The organism is Bacteroidota bacterium (assembly GCA_039111535.1).
GTDB lineage: Bacteria > Bacteroidota > Rhodothermia > Rhodothermales > JAHQVL01 > JBCCIM01.
This window is the reverse complement of sequence record JBCCIM010000089.1, coordinates 1-24399: the sequence shown is the minus strand read 5'-3', so window position 1 is coordinate 24399 and position 24399 is coordinate 1. Positions and strand designations below refer to the sequence as shown.

Annotated in this window: 20 protein-coding genes; 11 read left to right on the top strand and 9 right to left on the bottom strand. The window is 49.5% G+C overall.

Annotated elements, in window-relative coordinates; all coding sequences use genetic code 11:
• The 3 genes from tsaD to mltG all read left to right on the top strand — a co-directional run.
• On the top strand, positions 1-933 hold a 933-nt coding region (gene tsaD, locus AAF564_14450; protein ID MEM8486749.1), incomplete at its 5' end, for a tRNA (adenosine(37)-N6)-threonylcarbamoyltransferase complex transferase subunit TsaD.
• Between the two features lie 22 nt (positions 934-955).
• On the top strand, positions 956-1318 hold the full coding sequence (pheA, locus tag AAF564_14445) for a chorismate mutase (GenBank protein ID MEM8486748.1): 363 nt from the start codon (positions 956-958) through the stop codon (positions 1316-1318).
• 38 nt (positions 1319-1356) lie between these two features.
• On the top strand, positions 1357-2427 hold the full coding sequence (gene mltG, locus AAF564_14440) for an endolytic transglycosylase MltG (GenBank protein MEM8486747.1): 1071 nt from the start codon (positions 1357-1359) through the stop codon (positions 2425-2427).
• 44 nt (positions 2428-2471) lie between these two features.
• On the opposite strand, the gene AAF564_14435 is transcribed toward mltG, so the two are convergent.
• Both AAF564_14435 and fahA read right to left on the bottom strand, forming a co-directional pair.
• Positions 2472-5090 (bottom strand): ATP-binding protein, encoded by a 2619-nt coding sequence (locus tag AAF564_14435; protein ID MEM8486746.1) that lies wholly within the window; start codon positions 5088-5090, stop codon positions 2472-2474.
• Between the two features lie 151 nt (positions 5091-5241).
• Positions 5242-6468, bottom strand: a complete 1227-nt coding sequence (fahA, locus tag AAF564_14430; GenBank protein ID MEM8486745.1) for a fumarylacetoacetase — start codon at positions 6466-6468, stop codon at positions 5242-5244.
• A gap of 348 nt (positions 6469-6816) precedes the next feature.
• Here fahA and AAF564_14425 point away from each other — a divergent pair, with 348 nt between their 5' ends.
• From AAF564_14425 to AAF564_14415, 3 genes are all read left to right on the top strand, one after another.
• The gene (locus AAF564_14425) at positions 6817-7311 is read left to right on the top strand and encodes a hypothetical protein (protein MEM8486744.1); all 495 of its coding nucleotides are present in this window, start codon (positions 6817-6819) and stop codon (positions 7309-7311) included.
• Between the two features lie 21 nt (positions 7312-7332).
• On the top strand, positions 7333-8253 hold the full coding sequence (locus tag AAF564_14420; GenBank protein MEM8486743.1) for a helix-turn-helix transcriptional regulator: 921 nt from the start codon (positions 7333-7335) through the stop codon (positions 8251-8253).
• Positions 8254-8392: 139 nt separating this feature from the next.
• Entirely contained in the window at positions 8393-9658 is a 1266-nt protein-coding gene (locus tag AAF564_14415; protein MEM8486742.1) for a hypothetical protein, read from the top strand.
• Positions 9659-9668: 10 nt separating this feature from the next.
• Here AAF564_14415 and AAF564_14410 read toward each other — a convergent pair whose 3' ends face one another.
• Entirely contained in the window at positions 9669-9902 is a 234-nt protein-coding gene (locus AAF564_14410; protein ID MEM8486741.1) for a hypothetical protein, read from the bottom strand.
• Positions 9903-10041: 139 nt separating this feature from the next.
• Here AAF564_14410 and tmpT point away from each other — a divergent pair, with 139 nt between their 5' ends.
• Positions 10042-10674 carry a thiopurine S-methyltransferase gene (gene tmpT, locus AAF564_14405; GenBank protein MEM8486740.1) on the top strand — a complete coding sequence of 211 codons (633 nt, stop codon included), beginning with the start codon at positions 10042-10044 and terminating at the stop codon, positions 10672-10674.
• Between the two features lie 370 nt (positions 10675-11044).
• On the top strand, positions 11045-11584 hold the full coding sequence (locus tag AAF564_14400; GenBank protein ID MEM8486739.1) for a hypothetical protein: 540 nt from the start codon (positions 11045-11047) through the stop codon (positions 11582-11584).
• Position 11585: 1 nt separating this feature from the next.
• On the opposite strand, the gene AAF564_14395 is transcribed toward AAF564_14400, so the two are convergent.
• Positions 11586-12506 (bottom strand): hypothetical protein, encoded by a 921-nt coding sequence (locus AAF564_14395; GenBank protein ID MEM8486738.1) that lies wholly within the window; start codon positions 12504-12506, stop codon positions 11586-11588.
• A gap of 568 nt (positions 12507-13074) precedes the next feature.
• Between AAF564_14395 and AAF564_14390 the strand changes: the two genes are divergently transcribed.
• Positions 13075-13518, top strand: a complete 444-nt coding sequence (locus AAF564_14390) for a hypothetical protein (protein MEM8486737.1) — start codon at positions 13075-13077, stop codon at positions 13516-13518.
• A 311-nt stretch (positions 13519-13829) separates the two neighbouring features.
• On the opposite strand, the gene AAF564_14385 is transcribed toward AAF564_14390, so the two are convergent.
• Positions 13830-14270: an ABA4-like family protein gene (locus AAF564_14385; GenBank protein ID MEM8486736.1), complete on the bottom strand. Its 441-nt coding sequence runs from the start codon at positions 14268-14270 to the stop codon at positions 13830-13832.
• Between the two features lie 77 nt (positions 14271-14347).
• On the opposite strand from AAF564_14385, the gene AAF564_14380 reads away from it, so the two are divergent.
• Positions 14348-14794, top strand: coding sequence for a MarR family transcriptional regulator (locus tag AAF564_14380; protein MEM8486735.1), 447 nt, complete (start codon positions 14348-14350; stop codon positions 14792-14794).
• 36 nt (positions 14795-14830) lie between these two features.
• On the opposite strand, the gene AAF564_14375 is transcribed toward AAF564_14380, so the two are convergent.
• Positions 14831-17749, bottom strand: a complete 2919-nt coding sequence (locus AAF564_14375) for an SEFIR domain-containing protein (protein ID MEM8486734.1) — start codon at positions 17747-17749, stop codon at positions 14831-14833.
• Positions 17750-18010: 261 nt separating this feature from the next.
• Here AAF564_14375 and AAF564_14370 point away from each other — a divergent pair, with 261 nt between their 5' ends.
• Positions 18011-19723: a toll/interleukin-1 receptor domain-containing protein gene (locus tag AAF564_14370; GenBank protein ID MEM8486733.1), complete on the top strand. Its 1713-nt coding sequence runs from the start codon at positions 18011-18013 to the stop codon at positions 19721-19723.
• Between the two features lie 8 nt (positions 19724-19731).
• On the opposite strand, the gene AAF564_14365 is transcribed toward AAF564_14370, so the two are convergent.
• From AAF564_14365 to AAF564_14355, 3 genes are all read right to left on the bottom strand, one after another.
• A complete protein-coding gene (locus tag AAF564_14365; GenBank protein ID MEM8486732.1) occupies positions 19732-22014 on the bottom strand; it encodes a tetratricopeptide repeat protein in 2283 nt (760 codons plus the stop codon).
• The gene (locus AAF564_14360) at positions 22011-23495 is read right to left on the bottom strand and encodes a hypothetical protein (GenBank protein MEM8486731.1); all 1485 of its coding nucleotides are present in this window, start codon (positions 23493-23495) and stop codon (positions 22011-22013) included. The genes AAF564_14365 and AAF564_14360 overlap by 4 nt, the downstream gene beginning before the upstream one ends.
• 15 nt (positions 23496-23510) lie before the next feature.
• Positions 23511-24399 (bottom strand): hypothetical protein (locus AAF564_14355; GenBank protein ID MEM8486730.1); only part of this gene is annotated, 889 nt, incomplete at its 5' end.

Here is a 24399-nt window from a genome sequence, read left to right as displayed (position 1 = left end):
GTGGCCAGTGTGATTTCTTCGCAGGTGGTGCATGAACAGTATGGTGGTGTGGTGCCTGAATTGGCGTCGCGGGATCACCAACGGTTGGTTGTGCCAGTGGTGGAGAAAGCGCTGGCTGAGAGCGGGGTAGATAAAACAGAGCTGGATGCCATTGCGGTTACCTATGGCCCAGGGTTGGCTGGCTCCCTGTTGGTTGGGTTGAGTTTTGCCAAGGCGCTGTCGCTTGGATTAGATACGCCCCTTGTTGGTGTCAATCACCTCGAAGGACATATATATTCTGTGTTTCTTGACCAAAAGAAGCCGGCGTTTCCCTATCTTTGCCTCGTTGTTTCGGGTGGACATACACAAGTTGTGCTTGTCCGCGAAGGGTTTCAACAGGAAGTACTCGGCAGTACGCGTGATGACGCTGCCGGCGAGGCATTCGACAAAGTTGCCAAGTTGCTGGGGCTTGGCTATCCCGGTGGTCCAAAAATCGACAAATTGGCCCAACAGGGCGATGCAGATTTTCATGCGTTTCCGCGTTCCAGTTTGCCGGGGTACGAGTTTTCTTTTAGCGGCCTTAAAACAGCTGTGCTCTACTACCTCAATCAATTTGATGAAGCGGAGCGCACGGCGCACGTTGCGCAGCACATAAACGACATTTGTGCGGCGTTTCAGCAGGCTGTTGTTGATATGCTGGTCCGGGTGGTGAAACGCGCGGTACGGCGTACGGGCATAAAAGAAGTTGCGCTGGTTGGTGGCGTTTCTGCCAACCAGGGCCTGCGTCAGGCATTGCAGGCGCTGGGCGCAGCAGAAGACTTCAATCTGTACATCCCGCCCCTTCGCTTTTGCACCGACAATGCGGCAATGATTGCCATCACCGGGTATTTTAAGTATAAAAGTGGTTTGACGAGTCCCCTTACGCTTACGGCCAATCCAAGCCTTAAAATTTAGCTAATCGATCAGTAGTAACCACATGCTCATTGAAACGGTGAAGACGATGCTGGCACCGCTCCAGGCGGGGCTGCCCGACGTGCCTGAAAATCCCTCGATGGATGATTTGCCGCCCTTCAGGGTGTGTATTGATGCGTTGGATCGCGCCATCATACGCTTGCTGAATGAGCGCGTGGTATGCGCAAATGTCATCGGTCACATTAAAAAGGGAAGTAGTGCACCGGTATACGACCCCACGCGTGAGAAGAAAGTGCTCGACAATGTACAGCGGCACAATGAAGGGCCCTTGTCAGACGAAGCGGTACGGCGCTTGTTTGAACGTATCATTGACGAGACACGTGCCGTAGAAAGACAACATTATCAGAAGGACAAGCCGAATCCGTGAGGCATACTCCGGCCGGCAGGATGACAAACAGAAACAGGATGCGTAAAGGATTGCTTATAACGGGGGCAGCGTTGCTGCTGTTTGGAGCCATGGCCGGCGGTGTTGGCTACTGGATGGTCTACGGAGAAAATACCCAGGCGTACGACGAGGTACGCGCCGTTAAAATACCTCCCGGTACTGATTTCGAAGTTGTGATGGACTCCCTCGAAGTGAACGGCATCCTGAATCGCCGCGGTACCCTGGGCACGGTAGCAAGCCTGACCGGATGGAAAGAACAGGTTAAACCCGGCAACTACGAATTTGAAAGCGGTGCCTCCAACTACGACATGCTCGACAAAATCCGCAAAGGCCTGCAGTCTCCCGTGCGGATGATGATTCCGCCGGGTTCTACGCCCGAGCGTGCCGCGACTGCCCTTGCGGCCCAGATGTACTTTGACGAAGCAGATTTCCTGGCTGCAGTCACCAACGATTCCCTGGCCCGGTCGCTTGGCACAGATACGCTGCATTTGTTCAGCTACATGCTACCTGAAACCTATTTTGTTTATTGGTTGAGTGATGCTGCTTCGGTTGTAGCTAAAATCAAGAAAGAGTTTGATGGTAAAATTACGCCGGCAATGAAGGCTGGTGCTGATAGCCTGGGCCTCAGCATCGACGAGGTTATGCGCGTTGCCTCCATTGTGGAGTGGGAAACCAACCATGTACCGGAAAAACCTACGGTTGCCGGCGTTTATCTGAACCGCCTGCGCGACGGGTGGCGGCTCGATGCAGATCCTACGGTTCAGTTTGCACTCGTGGAGTTGGAGGGCCGCCGCCGCCGGCTCCTGTTCAGAGATTACAAAATTGACCATCCCTACAACACCTACACCTTCCGCGGTTTACCGCCCGGGCCTGTTACAAATCCTACGTTTTCATCTGTGCAGGCTGTCGTGAAACCCGCCCAGCATAACTACATGTTTTTTGTTGCCCAGGGAGATGGCAGCCATACGTTTACCCGCACCTTGCGTGAACATGTCAATGCATCGCGTGCATTCCATCGAAAAATGCGGGAGCGTCGCAGGCAAGCTGAAGAGGAGAAAAAACAGCAGATGGCAGAAGAAGCCGGCGGTTGAGGCCTTGCTTGCGCAACTGCCTCAAATGTTTAGCTACATGTGGCTCAGCGGGGCAGTGTGATGATAAATGTTGTGCCCGCATTCAGCTCACTTTCAAGGGCAATGCGGCCTGCGTGTCCTTTTGTGATGATGTCGTAGCTCAAACTTAATCCCAATCCGGTGCCGCTCCCGGCTGACTTCGTTGTGAAGAAGGGTTCGAAGATTTTCTGCCGGATATGCGGAGGCATGCCGCCCCCATTGTCTGAGATGTGCAGGTTAACGGTCTGCTGGTCCGCTTCTGTGCGTATCTTTAGTAGCGGTTTATACGCGTTATCACCATGACTTGCGAGGTCCTCTTTTCGTGCTAGCATCGCATCAAAAGCGTTGTTGAACATGTTAACCAGGACCTGGCCAAATTCCTGCGGCATCAAAGCTACTTCGCCAGCGTTTTCTGCATATTCGCGTTCAATATCCAGATGGAAGTCCATCTGTCGCGCCTGCATGCCGTGGATGGCGAGGTTGACGTATTCCTCGACAAAAGTATTAAACACAACCCGTTCGCGTTCGCCGGAAATACCATTGGCATGGCGCATCATCGAGTTCACAATTCGGTCGGCCCTTTTGCCATGTTCGTTGATGCGGGATTCGTTTAATTTCAGCGTTTCAAAAATTTCCCGGATATCCGCGTTGTTTGCATCAAGATGGGTTTCGAGTTCGCTGAGCAGTCCGGAGTTGAGGAAGGCAAAGTTGTTTACAAAGTTGAGCGGATTTTTGATTTCGTGTGCGATGCCGGCGGTTAATTGTCCAAGAGATGCCATTTTTTCCGACTGGATCAGCTGTGCCTGTGTTGCTTCCAGGTAATTCAGCGTGGTCGCCAGTTCTGCGTTTTTAGATTCGAGTGCCTGGAAATCTTCATACCGGGCATAGGCAACGGAGAATGCATCAGCGACGGTTTGGACGAGCCGGATCTGTTCATCCGATAAAGGGTCTGCATTTCCTACGTATAACATACCCTGGCTAAAAGGCACAAAGTGCAATGCCGTCATCTTGGGAGGATCAGCATAATCTGGTATTTCAGCTGCTGAGTCAACAAGTCCTTCTTCGAGCATCATTTGGGTCCATTGCAAAAACCGCTGCTGATCCCACTGGTCGGTGAATACCCGTTTGTGTCGCCAGGCATCAACAGATTGTATGGTCGCCGGATCACTGTCGTAAGGCACTTTGAGGGCCGCCAGATGTTCGCCTGTTGGTGTCGTGACGAATGAATGTATCATTTCTGTTTCGTCATCCATGATAAAGACGCCGCAACGTGAAAACGGGACGTCAAGCTTGTTCAGCGCCTGCCAGATAAGAGGAGTGACGCGTTGTAAGTCTTCTGTTGTGCGCATGGAGGCTATTTCAACCCGAACGCGATCCAGAATGGCTTGTTGTCGCGTTTCCCGGGCAAGCGCTTCTGATTTTTGTAGATCCAGGAATCGGGTATAAGCCTGCTGAAACACGCTGGCAAAACGCTTGAGTATGTCGATTTGCTCGCTGTCGAGGTCCTGGTTGGTGATCAAGCCAACCCTGCCGTGGGTGAAAAAGGCCATTTGCAGGTAGAAACGGGGAGGCAATTGCTCGGGGGCTACCTCCAGCAGGTGTAGAATTTTAAGCAGTTCTTTGTCGTCCTTGAAACCGGGAAGCTGTGCGAGATAGCTGGTGTATTGTTTGGCGCCTTCCTGGTCAAAGCCTGTTGAGACAAAGCCCGCGCGATCTGCTTTCCAGGCGTTGTAAATATTGGCCTGTACGGGATGCTCCTGCAGGGGCAAAATGCGAGAGGAAATGAGCGACTTGCCGGCAAAGTTAGTCGACCATACGTGGTTTACATTTTGCGCTTCGTGGGTGATGACAATGACACACCGCGTAAACATAAACTCAAAATCGTACAGGCTGAGCAAATTTTCGAACATCACAGAGGCCATGTCAGCAAGGTCTTCGCTGGCATTCATGGCGATGGTACTGGCGCGTACGCGTTCAAGGGCTGCCTCAATCTGCGCTTTTTGCGCCTGCGCTTCAGCCTGTTTCAGGTCGAGGAAACGGGTGTAGCTCAATTCAAAGACAGCAGCAAAGCGTTTAAGCACTTCCTGGGTCTCTTCATCAATTTCACGCAGACTGGAGACGGCAAGGTTACCGTGCGCATAGAATGCATCATAGACCAGAATCCGATCGGGGCGTTGTCTTTTTAGCTGCCTGATCCAAATGTCGTCTTTGAATCCGGGTTGAGACAACAGAAATTCGAGGATATCGCTTGCATCTTTACCTTCCCAGGTATTGCGAAAGATGTGTTGTTTACGCTCATCAACGGGAATAGACTGCCATTTGTTGAACACCTCAACAGCCGGCGGGAGGTCATCCCAACTGACAAGCCGTGCTTTCTTGTCAATGTTGCCATCAGGGTCATTGAGCCACATTTTACTGGTACGTTGCGCCTCATCCCAAATGCTGATGTGGAACCGTTCGGCATCCGTAATCAGATTTAGCGCCCTGAGTTGCTGGTAGATTTCATTTGCACAGGCTGCCAACTCATCGCTATGACGCATGGCAATGAATCGATTGCGTACCTTTTCCAGCGCTTCTTCTACTGCAATGCGTCGCTCCAGCCGGGCAAGATAAGCCTGGGTGTTATGGTTGGGCTGGTTGTTCAATGTGGCTACTAATAAACGGAACGGACTGCAGGACGGCTGTTTTCTCTCTTCACAAGAAAACACCTGCAAAAGGTTCACCACTTCGGATAACGTTTTGCTATACCATAATAGCAAAAAGCCGGCAAACCTGCGCTAGTGCCGGCTCGCCCATTTACAGCGCCGGCAGTACCCGCGTTGCTACTTCACCAAATCCAACGCGCTTTCCGTCTCTTTCTGCGTAGCCACGCATGGTAACCGTATCTTTGTCCTTGATAAAGGTACGCTGGCTGCCATCGTTGAGCGTGAGCGGTTTTTGGCCGGCCCATGCCAGTTCTAGCATCGATCCGTAAGAAGAAGCGTCTTTGCCGCTGATGGTACCAGACGCCAGCAAGTCGCCTACGTTTACGTTGCAGCCATTGACCGTGTGATGTGCCAATTGCTGGGCCATGTTCCAGTACATGTATTTGAAATTGGACCGGGAGACCACCGTTTCTTCGCCACCATCAGGTGTAATACCTACTTCGAGGTTGATGTCGTAGTTTTTGTCGCCCTGGTATTGCAGGTAGGGTAACACTTCAGGGGTTTGTTTGGGGCCGGCAACCCGAAACGGTGCAAGTGCTTCGAGGGTTACAATCCAGGGGGAGACGGAAGACGCAAAGTTTTTGCCCAGAAAGGGCCCGAGGGGTACATATTCCCATTTCTGAATGTCGCGGGCTGACCAGTCATTAAATAGCACAAGGCCAAAAATACAATCTTCAGCTACAGCCGTAGAAACCGAAGAGCCGAGGGCCGTTTGGTTGCCAATAATGAACCCCATCTCCAGTTCAAAGTCGAGCCGGCCTGATGCCCTGAATACGGGTGCCGTGGCATCTTTCGGCATAAGCTGGCCTGAGGGCCGGTGGATAGAGGTGCCACTGACAACAATGGACGAAGCGCGGCCATGATATCCAACCGGGATGTGGCGCCAGTTTGGAAGCAACGCATTCTCAGGGTCGCGAAACATCTTCCCGACGTTGGTTGCATGCTCTATACTGGAATAGAAGTCGGTGTAATCGCCAATGAACACAGGCAAATGCATGGTGGCATCCGACTGACGCACAAATGCCTGGGGGGCATCCTTTAACGGACTCGATGCATCCGTCAGGGCTTCCTGCAGGTTGCGGCGTACCGCGTTGGTTACCGGTTTGCCCAGCGCAATAAAGCGATTTAGGGTTGCATCGAGGAACACATAAGGGTCGACATCAGGGAAGAGCCCAAGGGTTGCGGCTGCATGCAGGTCGACGATGGATCCGCCAATGGCAACGCCGGCGCGCGGTGCCCCTTTTACGGAATAGATGCCAAAAGGCAGATTATGGATGCTGAAGTCCGAATCTTCAGCAACAGGATGCCAGGTTTGCATAATGTCTTGGTTGTCTTAAAGCTATAGCTGAAGTGCTCAACTGTATAAAGGGTATTATGGATCCCTTGAGGCGCATGAGGGATTGTAAATGTTACGATCTCGTCCGTTTGTGCGACTGAAGCGTAAGGTGCTTGTTATGTAGCACTTCGCGCAGGGGCGAGCAAATCTTATTTTGGCATGATAAAGCAGTTTTTCCAGAAGATACTTTTCTTGTTATGTATAGTTTTTTGGGGGACCGGCTGCGCGGTTCACGCGCCGATGAGCGAGCTTGGGATGATGCACCGGCCGGCAACCTCGACAAAAGGTTTTAGTGTTACGTTTGGAAGTGGTATACCTCTATATAAAAATGTGCGGAGCACGCTTTATCCCGATTTACGTGGGCGTCAACTACCAGTGATCCTTGCACTGCCTCATCAGATCAACCTGACATTTTCCAGGACGCTGTATGCTTCACCGGTAGCCGCCGTATCCTTTTCAGGCGGTTTGTTGTCTGCCGGCCTTGATCTCACGCATAAATTGACGCCCTTCAACCATCTGACGGTTGGCTTTTCTGCGCCCGAAATGTATCAGTTATTTTTACACCAGCGCATCATGCAAGATGACAACGGTACGGTCGCGTTGAGCATTGGCGCCCGCCGCGAACGTTTTTCGTTCAATGATCCTGACAGTTACGGATTTATCGTGCATCATGCACCTTCGTTGGGCGTGAAGTTGCAAGGTACATTCCGGTCGTTGACCTATCCACGCCGTGGGACGCGGGTACAGCTTTATGTCGGACACATACCTGACCTTGATCAGACCGTGTTCGAGGCTGCTTTTTCTTTTGGCAGATTCTGGCGATGACGAGTTCCGTTGGTTGCTTGGATGTATATTGATACGCGTTTGTTTAACCCTGTCTTGGCCTGCCCGGCGCTAACACCATTTATGGAAGTGCTCGATGTAATACTATTGGTGACGGCGTATTCTGCGTTGCTCATCTCCCTGTTTTTGCAGGTGGTGTGTTACAGGAAAAACATTGAGTCGTTGGAGACGGTAGCCTTTTCGGTCTCTCTGCTGCTCCTTATTGTGGCGATTACGTTTACCTATGTTGCTGAAGGGATAGGCATGGGGGATGGCTTGCCGGTGTTCTTGCTGTTGTCGATGACGCTTGTTGGGGTAACAACGCCGCTTAATATTCTTGAAGAGCGCGCACACGCTTTGCCCCCGTGGATTCGACTGGTCTTTATCGCTGGTGCTGGCATCTTGTTTATCCTGGTTTGTATTGCCGCCTTTACCGGGCACCTGTCGAATTTGCAAATCCCGGTGACCGCTTTTTTGGGTAGTTCTGTTGTGTGTTCGATGCTGATTATTCGGTTTTCTCAGCCTCAAAAGCATTTGGCCCACCGTGAAAAGCAAGAGCAGCGGATGGCAGGAGTATTTCTTGTCCTTATTCCTGCGATGCTGCTTGTAGATTTTTCCCCACTATTTCCGGGTATGGCAACACAAACCGGGTTTACCCTACCCATCCTGTTTATTTTGCTTGCCGGCAGCAAAATATGGGATGATATTCACCGTCTCGCACTCTTTCGGGAAAAGAAAAATGTAGATCCGCAAGATTTGCAGAACTATGGCCTCACGTCGCGCGAGCAGGAAATCACGCTGTTGCTGATACAGGGACAGCCCTACAAGGAAATAGCTGCGCAGTTGTTCATTTCAATGCCTACGGTCAAAACCCACGTCTCGAATGTTTACCGCAAATGCAAAGTAGGCAGCCGGCTTGAGTTGATGGCCTTGCTGGGTAAATAATCTGGTATACCGTGCGTTTTAGGACTCATACCTTTGTATGAATCCCAACAATGCCCGCCAAATCATACCTGTGGCCGATTGATACAGGCAAATTACTGCGCGATCATTGCACCGTACAATGACATATACGGAGCAATACATGCGTTTTAAATATTGGACCATGCTTTTCCTGCTTTTTGCAATACCTGCGCAGGGGCAGTCAGTAGATCACTCAAATGGACACCAGCGGCTGGATTTTGCACGTTCCTATTTTGAAGTTGGTGGGAAAGGGTATCCTGCCTTTACAAGTGTGCAACTTGCCGGCGTAGCCACAACGCGTAGAAGTATCTCATCATCTGCCCAACCTTATCTGACATGGGGCGGGTTTCATTTTTGGGGCCATGCTGAATTCTATGTGGTTTTCCCGCTGCAGCAATTATTGGGTGCGTCTAATGACAGATTCGAGCACGCTGTTGTAACCGGGCTGCGGCTTTTGCCGTGGGCAATCAAGGCGAAGCGGGTGCGGCCCTATGTCGGCACCAGTTGGTCGGCACAGACACTCAGGCAGGGAAGCGAAGCACCAACCCATTACAAAGACTTCAGCCTGGTCACCGATGCCGGCTTGCTGTATGGTACGGGGAAATTTCTCGTGCGGCTGGGCCTGAATTTTTTTCACGACAACACCTGGCAGTACCCTGTTTCGACTACGATTTTTGAAACCATTGAAACGCCGCGAATGGCTATGCAACTTGGGGTACTCTATGCTTTTGATAGCACGAAAAACGAAGACCCGGAAGAGGTTGAGACGTGGAACAGCTATCCGCCCGTAGCACGGCTTGGTTTACATGCAACGCGGCAGGGAGACTTCTTTGTTGGTGTGGGGCCGTCGTCGTCCTTTTCATTGCAGACTTCTCGCTACACGCAGGACGCGTTTCCGTTTTTGGATGACCAGGTCAGTTCATCCGCCTATTTGGACGTGGCGTTGGGGTATCAGTCAAATCAGGGAGATTGGTTTGCTGCATTGTCTTTCCGAAATCCGCAATTTGAAAATAAAGGGTTCGGGGCGAAGCAAACGGTACAGAAGTATGCGCTGGCACTCGAGTTCAATAAATTTCTGGTAGACTATACGGGGTTTGCGCCTTACCTCGGCATAAACGTCTCTTACGACCATTTAACGTATAAGGAAGAGAGAGACAGCGAGAGTCGTTCGTTTGCTTATCAGATGTTGTCGCCTGGCTTAACGTTCGGGTGGGATATTGTGCCCGGAAAAACATCGGAGCACCTCATTTTGCGCACCAATCTGCGGTGGTACCCTTTCACAGGGTTTGATGTGGATGGCCGATCATTTGATTTTAGTCAGTTGGAATACAACCTGATTCAGGCCGTGTTTTATCCGGGCCGGCGCAAGGCAAAGCGGAAGCGGTGAGGTATCCGGGCTACCCAAACCACTCGAGGATCAGCAAATATACCAGAAAGAGCGCAAATCCACCATAGAGGAGCATGAAAAACCAGTAGCTGATCGGTTCGTCGATACGGCTGCGTTTGTGGCCCCATGTTGTCAGGCTAAACCCGCGCCGTGGCCCGCGGACCCACACTTCTTCGGTGACGAGTCCGTCAAAAACCATGTATCCAAAGATGCCTATGACCAGTAGAATGAAGAAAGAAAACATGAGGTAATCCGCAGAGATATGGAAAGTCGAGGCGTTAATCTGTCGTTGCCTGCGAGGGGGGCACACAGAATGTGGAACGGATTGATTTGGTGCAGTACAAACAATGCCCTATTGTGAAAAAGACGGATGCAGGTACTACATGGATGTGAGCTTTTGGCACCAGAAGTGGGAAACGAATAACATTGGGTTTCATCACTGGGAGGCAAATCCGGCGCTTGTCAAACACATGGGTGTCCTAGGTTTGGCGCCGGGCAACCGGGTGTTTGTGCCGCTCTGTGGGAAAACGCTGGACATCGCGTGGTTGCTCAGCCAGGGGTATGCCGTTGCCGGCGCAGAATTGAGTCCGCTCGCGATCGAGCAGCTCTTTGAAGAGCTTGGCGTGGTGCCTGAAATCAAAAAAGCCGGGAAGCTACAGCATTTTTCTGCGCCTGACATTGATATCTTTGTTGGCGATGTTTTCGATCTTACCAAAGAAGTGCTTGGTCCCGTGAACGCCATCTACGACCGCGCTGCCCTTGTTGCGTTACCTGAAGACATGCGCTACCGCTACACGCAACACCTGCAGACAATCACCGGAAATGCGCCGCAGTTGTTGCTTACGTTTGTATACGATCAAAGCGTGATGCCCGGCCCACCCTTTTCGATCAGCCAGGGAGAAGTACAGTGCCATTACACGGAAGCGTACGTCGTGAAGCATCTCGAAAGAAAAACAGTATCGGGTGGGTTGAAAGGCATTTGTCCTGCTGATGAAGATGTCTGGCTGCTAAAGTAGCTGGTACGAATCAAAGTGCGGATATTTGGCTGCTGAAGTAGTTGGCTATCAGTCAAACTAATGCTTAGGCCCCAAACTACCTTCATGATCGGGGTGTGTCCCGCAGTGGCTTGTAAACCCACCAGAAGCGTTTCATAGAGAGCCTTCGCGTTGTTCAGGATGACATGGTGGGGGAAAGATGCCAGTTCGCAACGTTTGCCTGGTCTGCCAGGCTTTTTTGCATAGCTGAAGCCTGCGATCGCCCTTAAAGACCTGCTAAATCTCCTCGCTGTTTCGTAGATTACCGCTGCACCAGTGGTCTGGCTAGAAGCAAACCGGGCGGCATTGCAATTGATACGCCCAGACAAGCTAACGACTAACCTGGAATACCATGATTAAAACGTTTGAAGAGGCGTGTGAATTTGTCCTCGAACACAAGGTGTGCACCGTGTTTGGTAGCAAAAATTCGCCGTATCCGTCACTCTGGGACAACACAGATCTTTCAGAAGAAAAGCCGGCAGCAGGCGGTTGGAGCCCGAAAGTAAAAGCAATCTGGGCCTGGAAAACGCAAATCCCCCAGACTTTCCCCGACGACTTTTTCTATGGCAAAGTGCCGGGTGGCGATGCTGTTGTGATGGAGATGGCGTACTTCCGGACGGTGCACTACCCCCAAAACGCCAAACCCGTGAGCGAACTGGATCCGTTGTCGCAAGGGGTGTATGCGTTTGTTGAAATGGAGCCGGCTTTTACAGGAGATCTTCGCAGGATGGCCATCGAAGAACTGGGGGCGACAAAAAGCCGGTTCGATACCGCGCTCAAAAAACTGCAGATCAGCCTGAACATCGTGCGTTCCAACGATTCAGGGATCGAAAAAGACTTCTGGCTCAGCTTTGACGAAGTGTATCCGGATATTGTGGAGATGCACAGCTAAGTCAGCGTATCCAGCCAACCGAACCGTCTCCGCCCGTTGCCCAGGTGCTGTTTAAACTGCTGTTTGGCCCTGGAAGCTTGGAGGGTCCTTCGGGAGTAAGTGTCGTGCTGCCGGCAGCCGGAATGCGGGCTACATGGAGATCTCCTCTGAGCGATGTATTGCTGTTTAGCATGACCAGGGCGATGTAATCTGCATCGGGAGAGAATACCGGTGCGCTGAGCGATTGCACTGCACCAAAACACTCGCGGTGATCTGTAGCATCCGCTGAAGTTGCGCCAATCCAAATATCGGATTTGTAATTATACGCAATTTGGCTGCCGTCGGGTGAAACGGATAATGCGTCAGGTACATCACCAAATTCTGCATCAAAGGTGCGAATGACGGTAATGGCAGAAGTCTCGAGGTCAGTCACCTTTGCCAGCACTTTGGTGCCGCTCAGGTTGCCCGCTTCAATTTCGCCGGTGAAATAAAGGTTTTGCAGATTATCCCATGTGTGGCCTTTAAACCGTATGGCGTCGCCGTCGAGCCGGTACAACACGCGTCCGTCGTCGTCGAAAACGGCGAGGTCTTCACTAAATCCTGAAGACGGGTTAAGGATGCCAGAGAACAGTGTGCCACCGGGTGCAATGCGTACGCCAAGATCTTCCGAGGTGAGGGTATTGAAGAGGGTGAATTCTTTCTGGATGGTATAACTGTTAAGGCCCCATATCGCGACACCGTCGTTGCTGCCGGGCCAATTGTTGGTTGTGAAAAAGGCACCGTCGGGGCTGAAAAATGGTCCTTGCCGGCCTTTTTGTTCGGCAACCATATCGATGGCTCCGCTGCTTAAATCATACGCAAACAGGTCGCCGGCAAATCCATAATGCAGGGTGCCGGTAAGGGCCGATAGTGGTTCGTCAATACGCTCGGGGTCGTCCATCATGTCGGCAGAACAATTGGACAAAAACAGGAGCGCAAGAAATAGTGATTTCCCGGCCGCAAAGGCTGGTAGCTGGGCGTAGTTCACAGGTTTGAAGGCTTGTAGCGTGAAACGGAATAAAGGCTGGATCGCATCTTAAAATGAGCCTACGTCGTAAGCTGACTGCAATATACGCTTATTTAAGTATCAGCTTCTACAGCTGCGGTTGTGTTATAACCCTTTGATACAGCTGTAGCTAAAAATTGGCTGTTATAACAAACGCCGCTTGTTGCACCCCGCAACGGTTGTGATACGCTTCACCGCTTTTTGCTGTATAGAGGGCGTAGAGGGACTGATTTATTTGTCGGAAACTCTGTATTACTTGTATCACCCTTAGCCCCCCACCCAACTACCCATGTCGAATGCAAAAAACTCATCCTGTGTACCGACTGTAATTGTCTTTGTGATTTCAGCGCTGGTTGCATGGGTCCTGTTTTTTTGAGAAATGCGTATATGATGTTGTCATAGGTGAGAAACTATCCTGAGACAAACGCCTAAGCATAGAAGGTGCAACCTCAAATCAGGTGATCTCATGACCGTGCAATTTTCTTCGGATACCTTCCACAAGTACCTGTGGTTGGCGCAAAAGGCTACGTCCAGAATAACAAGTTTGGCGGCCTTTGAGCATCTTCGGATACTATTAAGACGCGATCCGCGAAATGTGCTGGCTTTGCTTTGTCATGATGCACTGTTTAAGGGAGATGCTCGCATGGGCGGTACACAATCTGTTTCGTTGATAACGGGATTGGCGATGCTTGACAGGGATGCAACGCAGGATTGGCTCAGGGTACAGGGCCAGGAGCATCTACGCCGGCGATTGAAACGGTTATTGGAAGAGGTACCCACGCTGGAGGAGAAATTAGAGGCTGAAGTCGACGTCCGTTTGATCGTCGGATACCGCGAGTACTTTGTAATTGTGACGAGCACTCCGGGTGATGAATTGTATGGTGTTGTGCGTTTGGCAGTTGTGGGGTAGGAGACAGTTTTTCTCCTACCCCAACATGATGCTTTGCTAATCTTTCCTTATTTAAAGCTAAACTGTGATCAGGATATTGAGTGCGGAGGGCGTCCACCAAATGCGTGGCGTCGTGCGCTGGGAGCTTTTATCGAAGCGTTTTCCTGAACAAAGTTCAGGAGGCATATGCGAAAGGGGATAAAAGCGCGCGTTTTATTTGGTGGTGCCCTTTTTTTGGTTCGTTTTTTTGGGCAAGCAAAAAATGAACGTACGCACGCACCGAGTACACTGTATAAACAGATGCGCAACACTTTTTAGGTCGCAATAAAGTCTTAAGTACTCACAACAAGATCAGGTTTGCGCGCCCCTTTAATCCCACGCACAACAGAAAACAATAGAAACCCTGCCGGCCCAAGCATAAAGGTGAGCGGGAGACAAAGCGCCACCACCCAGAATCTGATATTTTCCCGTCTGCCGGTGCGGCAAATCCACGCCCCAATCAAGAGATCAAAAGCCAGAAAGTGAATCCAGCCGGCCATTACAGCGCCAGGATTGGTAAACAACTCCGCAACTTCAGCAAAGCTGCCAAACCCGCCGCCTTCCTGGGCTGGCGAAAAAATGAGCATGGCGACATACCCTAAGGCAAGGGCAATCGGGATGATGAGGCCGGCAATCCGATCCGACCATAGGGGCATGAACGGTGAAAGCAGCAGTATGACCCATCCGGCCATGGCAAGGAGCCCGGCAATAGAAAAAATAAGTTCGAAATCCATAAGAGCCTCAGTAATTATGCTTGACAATATCTTGCATAATGCTTGCATGTGCAAGTGTTTGGTGTTAAATTGTTTCCATGAATGAAATTTATGTAACCAACGCGCTGCGCCTGCTGCAATCAGCAGATGAGTTTAAAGCCCGGCTTTCGGGAGAATTTGCTTCGGTGCACGGCCTGTCCGTCAACGAGTTTTTTCTATTGATGCACCTCGACCAGGCAGCGCTCAACCGGCTTTCGCGCGTAGAGCTGGCGCGCCGCATGCACCTGAGCGCTTCCACGGTGACGCGCATGGTTGCGCCGATGGAAAAGCTCGGCATGTTAACCCGCGAAGTAGATGCGCGTGATGCGCGGATTGCATTTGTTGTGCTGACTGAAGCCGGCAAAACCAGACTTGGTGAAGCACGCCACACTTTTGCTAAACAAGCCAGCTATGCCTTTGGGGATCGATGGGAGAAAGCCGAACTGGAGCAGTTATCCGAATTGCTTTACCGATTGGTGGTGGGTGCAGCGGCGAATTTGACGTAAGCGCCGCAAGATCTAGGTCTAATCGAGATTTGCCCGTTACAAGATGCTCAGTCTCAAATCCTTTACTGAAGGTGGTATGGCTGGAAAACTAGACAGATCGGACCCAGAAATATATATCGATTTTAAGTTATCAGGTAAGCGCAAAGCTGTAAAGGATTCATGATTGACTTTGTATCCTATGTTTAAAGATAAAAATACCAAGGTGTTGGGCAATGAAAGTGCATTGAAATTATCGGCGTTGTTATAGCGAAGGTCTAGAGAAAGCTCAGAGAGGTTCTGAGGTAGCGTTAACCCCTCGAGGCTCTCTAACGGATTAGAGCTAAGGTCTAGAGAAAGCTCAGAGAGGTTCTGAGGTAGCGTTAACCCCTCGAGGCTCTCTAGCTGATTAGAGTAAAGGTCTAGAGAAAGCTCAGAGAGGTTCTGAGGCAGCGTTAACCCCTCGAATGAAACTATGCGGCCTGAACCCTCAATTCTTAATGTTTCAATATTTTGTGGAAAGATTATGCCATCAAAATCTGCGAGAATTGAGCGCTGAAGGCTTATGTTTAGCCCTTTGACGGAATCGGGAAAAATCACTTTGTTACTGCTCCCGGTCCTCATTGCAAGAGAAAGTGAGTCAAGCGAAATACTTTCCCATTTACCATATTCCAAAGACGTTCCATTCACAACCAGTATATCAAGTTGGTGGGCATGGTCATATACAACTGCAGGGATGCCAGCCAAACGTAGCATGGTTCTGTAACTCGCTTCACCCTGGAGATGCCATCCCCAGGCTCCCGATAGCAAGGACATCAGGATAGTGACCACAACAACCAGATTTCGAAGTTGCAGACTTTGAGTGCTGTCTGCAACATATTTTTGCTTCAAAGTCGCGTCATTGCCCCACGCAAACTGGCCTATATGAGGTGCGATGGTTTTGTATTCGCGTCTTGTCAATAAATCTCTGCGCTGCTTGTCGTTTTTCCAGACCTTAAACCTTCGTTCCAGCAGAACACGGGCTTGCTCTGCATCGACCAGAATACGTCCGGTCAGGCGGCGCAGTGCAGGAATGATCCGTTCATGCGCCAGTCTGTATCTAAATTCTGGCTGCTGGTTATCAGCCGATTCAATCCGCGTTTGGAGTATACGTACCTGGGAAGAAGCCAGATAATGCAGGTAAGATTCCATATCTGCGGATGGGAGTCCCACAAGATGTGACAACACCGGAATAGATTTTCCTACCGCAATGCGTTGGTTGGTTTCCAGATCAAAGAGGCTAATGAGCGCTTTGAGCAGAGGTTCGTGTGCGTATTCGGGCAAGCGTTTGAGGTGGTTCTCTATATAGCTTGCCAGCAACCCTTCAGCTTTACCAGCTTGTCTGTAAATCTGCTCCGTGATAACCGCCTGGTTACCCCGCCCGAGCTCACTTAATACTAGCAGGCTGATGCCAATGTCAACCGGTGAAATCTGCCCATTTTCCTGTGCGATGGTTTCCAGCAAGTCGTTTAATACCCCCTCGCTGAGGTTCAGGTCGCTCGCATTGGCCAGTCGCGCCATCACGCGGCGTGCCTGAGCGGTTGAAAAGCGCTCAACCGTTACGGTTGGAGGATAGGGCAGGCCTTCTGAAATAAGATATTTAGACCATGTAACCAGGTATTCTTCCCGAAACCCAAGCACCCAGGTTATCGGGCTACCCCCCGGCATAGACATAATGTCTTTAAAGAAACTGAAGATGCCTGGATGGTCGGCAGGATTAAGCTGTTCCGCCTGGTCGATGAGGACAACTGTTGGGGGCCAGTTCAGTGACGTGACCAGGTCTTTCAGGTTAGTTGGTTGGTTGCCGTCTTCCCATCGGAGTTGCAAGGCGCTTAAGAGCGAAGCTTCGGGATGTGAAGGTAACGCTTCCCAGTAAATACATGTATCAATCTCAGCCACCTGGCCTGTTGAGATAACATACTCAACGCCGGCCCGAAGGAGCGAAGACTTGCCAGCGCCCGATTCCCCGAGCACAACAATAAGAGGATGTTGGTCATTGAGGATAAACTCAAAGATTTTGTTCAATTCAAAGGTGCGCCCAAGCTGGGCAAACAGTTCACCGTCGCGTACCCCAAAAGAAAGTGGTCCTTTGATGGCCAGTGGCTTCTCAACAGATTCTATTTGTGGTGCCGGAATAATTTTTTTCCAGACAAGCACTACGGTATAGACCAAGAGAAGGCTGGCAACTAATTGAAGTCCCAGAACCAGATTATTACTGACAGAGGCTTCCAGAGAAAGGACACTTGCATCCTTTAAGTACAATGCCAACAAAAACAACAAAGCTGCGCTAATCAGTAGTTGTTTTTCTTTCCGCCCGTATTTGAGAATCTGAAAAACTTTGCGCATCTGTTCACTGAGATTGTTGCTGCTGCTAGGGGATTCAAAACGGGCGGGCGTTTTGCGATTGGGTGGTGGGTTCAGCGTAGCATTTCTGGGGCTGGGCGGCAAGTCGGGTTGGCTACCCAGTGCAAACGCCGGCGTAGCCGGTTGATCTGTGAGATGCCGGAGCAGCGGTTCAAGGGATGCGTCACTCGCTACGGCGTAGTTAGTGTGATCGGAAAGAATGGTGGGAATGTCATCTTTAGACGCGTCACCTAAAAGAACGGGGACGTAACGGGTATTGTGGAGGTGCTGGTTGTAGAGGTCGAGGCTGATGATGGCGCCTTCCCAAACCACGCCGGCGCCGCGACCGGCTTCCTCTTTGCGTTCGAATCTGCGTTTATAGGTTTCGGTGCACACAAGCAAGACAAAATCTGCATCTTCGAGCAGTTGCGTCATGGTGGTGGTCCATCCTTTAGACGGCGCAGGCTCGTACTGGTCAACCCATGCATCAATGCCTTTGGCGCGCAGGGCGTCAGTCAGCCCCAGTACGCGTTTTTTATGCGCATCAGAGTCATGCGAGTAGCTAACAAAAACACGAACAGGTGAAGAGGCCGGCATACCAGGGCAAAGGCTGTTTATGCATCAAATCATGAAGAAAGCATAAGCATTCGCTTATTGGCAGGCAATGGTAGATTTCATTGATAATGCAGGCCGGTGGATGGGGGAAAGAAGGATAAATCGTATGTGTACTTGTGCAATCTATAAATCATGTGATATGACTATGTCTTGTTAAGCGGCAATACTGTACCATTGATTTGGGCAGAAGTGCAGAAGCAAAGCCAGGGTTAAAGCAGTTTCAGACGAGTATAGGAAAGCAAAATGAAGGAGATTGAAGGGGTTCAGACAGTTTTTATTAGTTATGCGCGAGAAGACCATAATATAGCGGATCAGCTATACGAAGATCTTACACGACAAGGCTATGCGGTGTGGCTGGATGTTGAGTCGATTCGTGTGGGGCAGGCGTGGGAAGAGATGATAGAAAAAACGATCCAGGAAGCATCGTATGTTGTAGCCATCGTTTCAAAAAACTCAATCTTTAAAGAGGGTTATATCCAAAAAGAGTATGCGTTTGCGATTGATATCCATGAACAGAGGAAGGGCAACAATGATTTTTTGATTCCTGTAAAAATTGATGAAGCCAAGGTAGAAGAAAGCCTGTTAGGCAAATATCATTTTGTTGATTTAGGGGGCACAAAGTATCTTGACGGATTAAATAAGATACTAGATATCCTGGATGCTGGGAATCCAGCCGGCCGCGATCTACTTCCCGATATGCTTGATAGCATAGAGGCAACAGTAACTGAGCTGTCGCATACACTGCAGATAAAAAAACGCGATGATTACGATCCTGAGTATCGCGTTGTTCGAGAACCGGGAGAAATTGCTATAGACGTCTACCCGATCAAAAAGCGGAAAACAAAAGTTGAGCGGAAGAAAAAGGAGTCTATTAGCAGTATTTTTAGACAGAAATACGGCCGCAAAGGTCTGGCGTTAACCAGTGAAGAATTACTGGAATACTATGCCGGCAGCGACATTTTGCGTTTTAAGTACATATCGGAGGGTGAATCAAAGGAAGTCGGCGTCCCTTATGTGCAGGTGAGTCAGTTTATTCAGAATCGAGGATATGAAGAACTCTACCATGAACTGAAATATGTAGCAACCAAACCTTATTCGCTAGATGAGTACGCGGAAGAACACCCTGAGGCTGTTAACCATTGCCTTCGCATTTACGAGGAGTTGAGTGATCATATTGGTGACGATTTTATCGATAAGTATCGAAACTCCAGCATTGTCTCTATAGCGAACTATAACGAGAAGAATAATTTTCTTGAGCTGAAGCTGGCAGGATATCATGATCAGATAAAGACAAATTTTGTACTGGACATACCGCTTCAGGAGACAACGTCAACAAGTTTGAGAGGGTATGAGAAAGAGATTGGACTGAAAAGCGATGCCGGCAGCCTGCCTTCATTTCAAGATTCGGTGCTAGCCAATACCATAGGTATCGCGACACTCGTCATTACCAACGATGACCACATTATTTTCCCCAAACGCCTTGGCCACATGATGGCTTTTGGCGGTAAGCTAGGCTGTTCAGCTTCAGGAGCATTGGAATGGACAAAGCGCCTCGACAGAAAGACCATCGACATTGGATTTAGTGAGTTTCTGATCGAAGATACGTTGAGAGAGGCGGATGAAGAGCTTGGCATCCCATCATATTATCTGGAGCCGACACCGCTTGCTTTTTGCCGCGAACTCAACAGAGGAGGTAAGCCGCAATTCTTTTACGTCTCGTTCTGCAGTTTGTCTTTGGAGGAGGTTATTCAAAAAGCCTGGAAATCCAAAGGGCATATGGAGTTTGACTCTTTGTATGTCATCAATTTGAATCAGCCTGACCCCATTAGTACGATCGCTTCCATTCTGTCATACACAGGTGATGAGATAAGCATCGGAGATGAGTTGAAGGCGAATTTGTATTATCTAGCGCTTTACTATGCGCTTGGAAAGAGCACGTATGGAGGAAGAGGATAGCGAATTGCTTACTTTAATTTGCCTTCAAGAAGCGCAATGATCAATTCCTTCTGACCTTCAAGCATGCCTTGGTCTCGCATGTAGTACGCAATTTCGAGGGCTCTCTTTGCATAAGATTTGTTGCCAGAAACTTCACACATTTTGTAAAGTGCTGATAGTATTGTATGATGAGCGCCGGCTTTGCTGGAGTCAATTTGGACCAAGCGTTCACCTATTGAAACTGAGAAGCTGTAGTGTTCAAGTGCCTTCTTTGGGTTCTTAAAGGCTCTTCTTGTATCTCCCAGCTTAGCATGAATAATTGCTAGATTATTTTGCCAATTTACATTTTGAGGATCTACTTGGGTGAGCCGCTTTCTGATTTGTAAGGCCTGGTTGTAACTTTCGAGGGCTTTATCATAGTGCCACAATTTTAAGTTAGTATCCCCGATTCTAGTCAGCGAAATTGCGAGATCGCTCTGCCAGCGCGTATTACTAGCATCGGTTGTTACCAGGCGTTTTCTGATTTTCATTGCCATTTTAAAATACTCGAGCGCTTCTTTGAAGTTTTTCTTAGCGCCGTTAAAAGATTGAGGTGTATTACTGAGCTTACCCTGCATGAAGAACAGATCGCCTATTCTATTGAGCGACTTGGCATAGCCTCGTTGCCATAAAGTATTGCTTGAATCAGTCTCTACAAGGATTTTACTAAGTTGGAGAGATTTGTTGAGGTGATTTTGTGCTTCGTTATAGTTTCCTTGCTGGAACGCTATATCCCCGATGTTACTTAATGAGATGGATAAATTGTAACGCCATCGCGCATTTTTGGGGTCGGTTCGAATGAGATCTTCTCTGATTAGTTTTCCTTCGGTATAGTTTGCTAGCGCCTCGGAAAGCTGCCACTGTTCTTGATAAACTTTTGCTATTCTGTCATGTGTTACTGCGAGGTTATGCTGAGCTACGGCATTGGTAGGGTCACTTTGAGCGAGTTTGGTTCTAATCTGTTTTGCCTTTTCGAAACTGGTTAATGCAGAATTTAGATCTCCCAAGCCGGCTTGGCTATCTCCAATATTGATGTGTAACACAGATAAGTCCTGTTGCGACTTGGCATCGCCTGGATTTGACCATGCTTGGAATTCGATAAGCCGCATTGCTTTTTGGCGATTTTCAAGAGCAATTGCAAGATCTCCTTTTGCTCTAGCCAGGTCACCGAGTCGATCCAGAGAAACAGCAAGGTGTCGTTGAAATTCTAAATTGCTTGAATCAGCCTGGATTAGGCGCTCATTGATTTGCTTGGATTGCGAAAAACTTGCCAAAGCAGCTGGGAGCTCTCCTTGTGCCAACTGAACGTTGCCCAAAAAATAAAGCGAGACTGAAAGGTCTTGTTGCCATAGTGTGTTTTCCGGGTCGTTTTCGGTAAGGTGCTGAGCGATTTGCTTTGAATTTGAGAAATTAATCAACGCATCTTTAAGATTTCCTTGTTCAGAATGGGCTATCCCGAGCTCGTTAAATGAAACAACCTGATCTCTATCAGTACGTGCCGTTTCTTTTGCACGTAGGGCGGATTGCTCAGCTTTGAAAATGTTGCCAGCGTCTCGATATAGCCGGCCCAGTTCAACCCAATCCCAGTGTAAGCCTGGGTCGAGGTGTGTAACCTCCTCATAACGGGCTATAACCTCTGCCGTCTTTTTTTTGCCTCTTGCTCGTGATTCTAAGGCAAAAACGGCAACGGAGCGCTTATCTTTAGCATTTTCAATATTTTTTGCTACTTCTCTAGCAGCCGCTCTTGCTACTACGAGTTTGTCCCAGATTTCAAAAGCCACTTCATCTTCTCCTGCATTAAATCGAGCCAGGCCATAAAGCCCTTCTGAGGTTTTGATAATGTCTTCAACAGCATCTCTAAAAACGGCAATCTCTTCTTTGTAAGTTCTGTCTTTTTCTTCGAGTGCTGCTACAAAATCTTCCTCAGCTTCCATCAGCTGGTGTCGAAGTACTGTTTTTTCGCCGGTTGTTACAGCCAGTGATGTTCGTAGTGATTCAATGTCATCGCGTAGTCCTCGAATTTTTTGGTCAGCCACGCGTTCAACTGCGGCTTGTGTAGCAGAGGCAGCATAGAGCGCTGCGGCTACTTCGGCTCTAGCGTTTACAGGTTGCGTGGAGGTTGGCTGTGCTATTGCGATGTTAGTCGTTAGCAGTGCTATTACAATGAGCAGTGCTAGATGCATCCACATGAAGGAGTGACCTTTGCACACTTGAACGAACTGGCTGACCCGTTTTTCATCCTCATGCTTATATGAAATAAAGATTTCATTCATTGATTAAGTAATTCCTTTAAAGGATAAATAAGCCAAAAATCATCGAGCGTGAAAATCTCTTTTGCCTTCATGACTTCGGCCTGTTCCAAGCCCTTATGTATGTAATTTGTGTCCTTTGAGGCATGGTACATTTTTACATAGCTCATAAGTAAATCTTGTTGCCAGGTGGCGTTATCGGGATCCACTTCAGTGAGGCGCTCAGCGATCTGCATTCCATCGCTGAAGTTGTCAAGGGCGTCCGTGAGATTACCCTGACTCATCTTAACATCACCGATTCGCTCTAGTGATATAGATAGATCTCGTTGCCAACCCGTGTTTGCCGGATTCTGTCTAGTGAGGGACTCAAAAATCGTGAATGCTTTGTTGAAGTTGGCAAGGGCACCAGCGAGATCACCCTGAGCTTTTTTAACGTCGCCGATCTTGTTACGCACTACTGATAGATCTCGTTGCCAACCTGTGTTAGTCGAATCTTTATCAACTAATTGTTCTCTTATACTCAGCGCTTTGCTGAAGAATTCAAGAGCAGCAGAGTGATCAAGCAGCGCCTTTTTTACATCACCCATCTTGTTGTAAGCTACCGATAAATCCCGTTGCCATTCAGTGTTCGTTGGATCTGACTCAGCAAGGCGCTGCCTAAGTTTCAATGCTTCACTAAAGCTATTCTGGGCGTCCATGAAGGCTTTCTGATTCAGCAATACATTGCCCAGTTCATTGTAAGCAAGTGCCCTGTCTCGTTCGTTTTCGGCTGTTTCTGCCACGCGCTGGGCTGCTTGCATGGCTGCAGGCAGGTTGAGTGCATCTGTATACAGCCGGCTAAGTTCCACCCAATCCGAGTGCACACCCGGATCAAGCTTTGTCACTTCTTGAAACCTGGCAATGACCGCTGCTGTGGTTTGCTGACCTCTTTTGCGTGATTCCAAAGCAAATACTGCAACTGAGCGTAGATCAGCAGCATCTTCAATATTCTTCGCCACCTCTCTTGCCGAAGCTCTTGCTGCCGTAAGTCTATCCCATATCTCAAACGCTACCTCATCTTCACCGGAATTAAATCTAGCCAATCCGATAAGCCCTTCAGGTGTTGAGATTATGTCTTCAACAGCATCTCTGAAAACCGCAATCTCCTCTTTATAGGCCCTATCTTTTTCTTCGAGCGCTGTAACAAAATTTTCCTCAGCTTCGGTGAGTTGTTGTTGCAGTGCTGTTTTTTCGCCTGTTGTTTCCTCGAGCGATGTTCGTAGTGTTTCTACCTTATCTCGCAATCCTCGAATTTGTTGGTCAGCTACGCGTTCAGCAGCCGCTTGCGTGGCTGAGGCGGCGTAAAGTGCTGCGGCTACTTCAGCGCGGGCGTTTACCTGTTGAGCATAGACGGGCTGTGCAATGTTGATTGCAAAAAGTGCTACCACAATGGGCCAAGCCATGCGCAGGCGATGGCAAAGAAGACTTACAGGAAGGCCAAACTTCGAGGCTTGTGCGTTAATCATATTAATGATGCTCTCTTAGCAGGATTCTTCCATTTGGATTTCTTTGGCTTGAAGCTGGCAAACTGCTTCGCCTTCGAAGCTGCAGGCAACTCGGCCGCTTGAGTACGAGCAATCCCACGACTGCGCCTCTGGTGCACTTGATGCAACTTCAAATGATGCTGCTGCGCTGAAATTCTTGCAGAGGCGCTGCGCTGAAACTACTCCGCGCTCTAATGCTTCTTGTTTTGCAGCTTCTTCTGATGATAGGGCAACCGCTTGTTGTCCGATAAATAAGTCGAGACGCTGCTCAAAGGGGACCCATGACTCGATCTGATTTTCGGTGCGCGCAGCCAGCAAGCTTGATGCTTCCTCTGTGTGCATGCCATTGGGAAAGGTGGCTATGTGATCGCGCAGGTCCTCGCAGCTTCCCGGAGCAATCGCCTCCCAGGATAGCCGCTCTGTTTTTGTGGGGCTTTCGCCGAGCTTCATCGCGCCACACAAGTCTGACACACTTGTGGATATGGAGCAGGTACCATTTTGTATTCCGAGAAAGTTTAGGCCAAAGGCAATTGGAAGCGCAATCAGTGCTAGAGACAGCGCACTGTAAAGCATGCGCTGGCGCATCTTAATCGCGTAGCCTGTTGCAGGAGGGATGGGGCGACCTTCCAACTTGGCCTGGATCGTTGAACAGAGATCCCTGAAGAAAGGATCGCGCCGACTGCCTCTCCATCCGTTTAGGTTAATAGTCTGCACTTCTCCAAAACCCAGCGGTGGATTGACCTTGTCTAGTAAAACGGTGACGAGGATACCCAGTGACTCTGCCAAACGCGCTTCGTCTCGCACAAAGTCGCCGGCTGGGGAAACGCTGGCCTCGGTCCAGACGACGACTGCGCATTGGGCATTTCTTAAAGCAGTCTCTATTTGT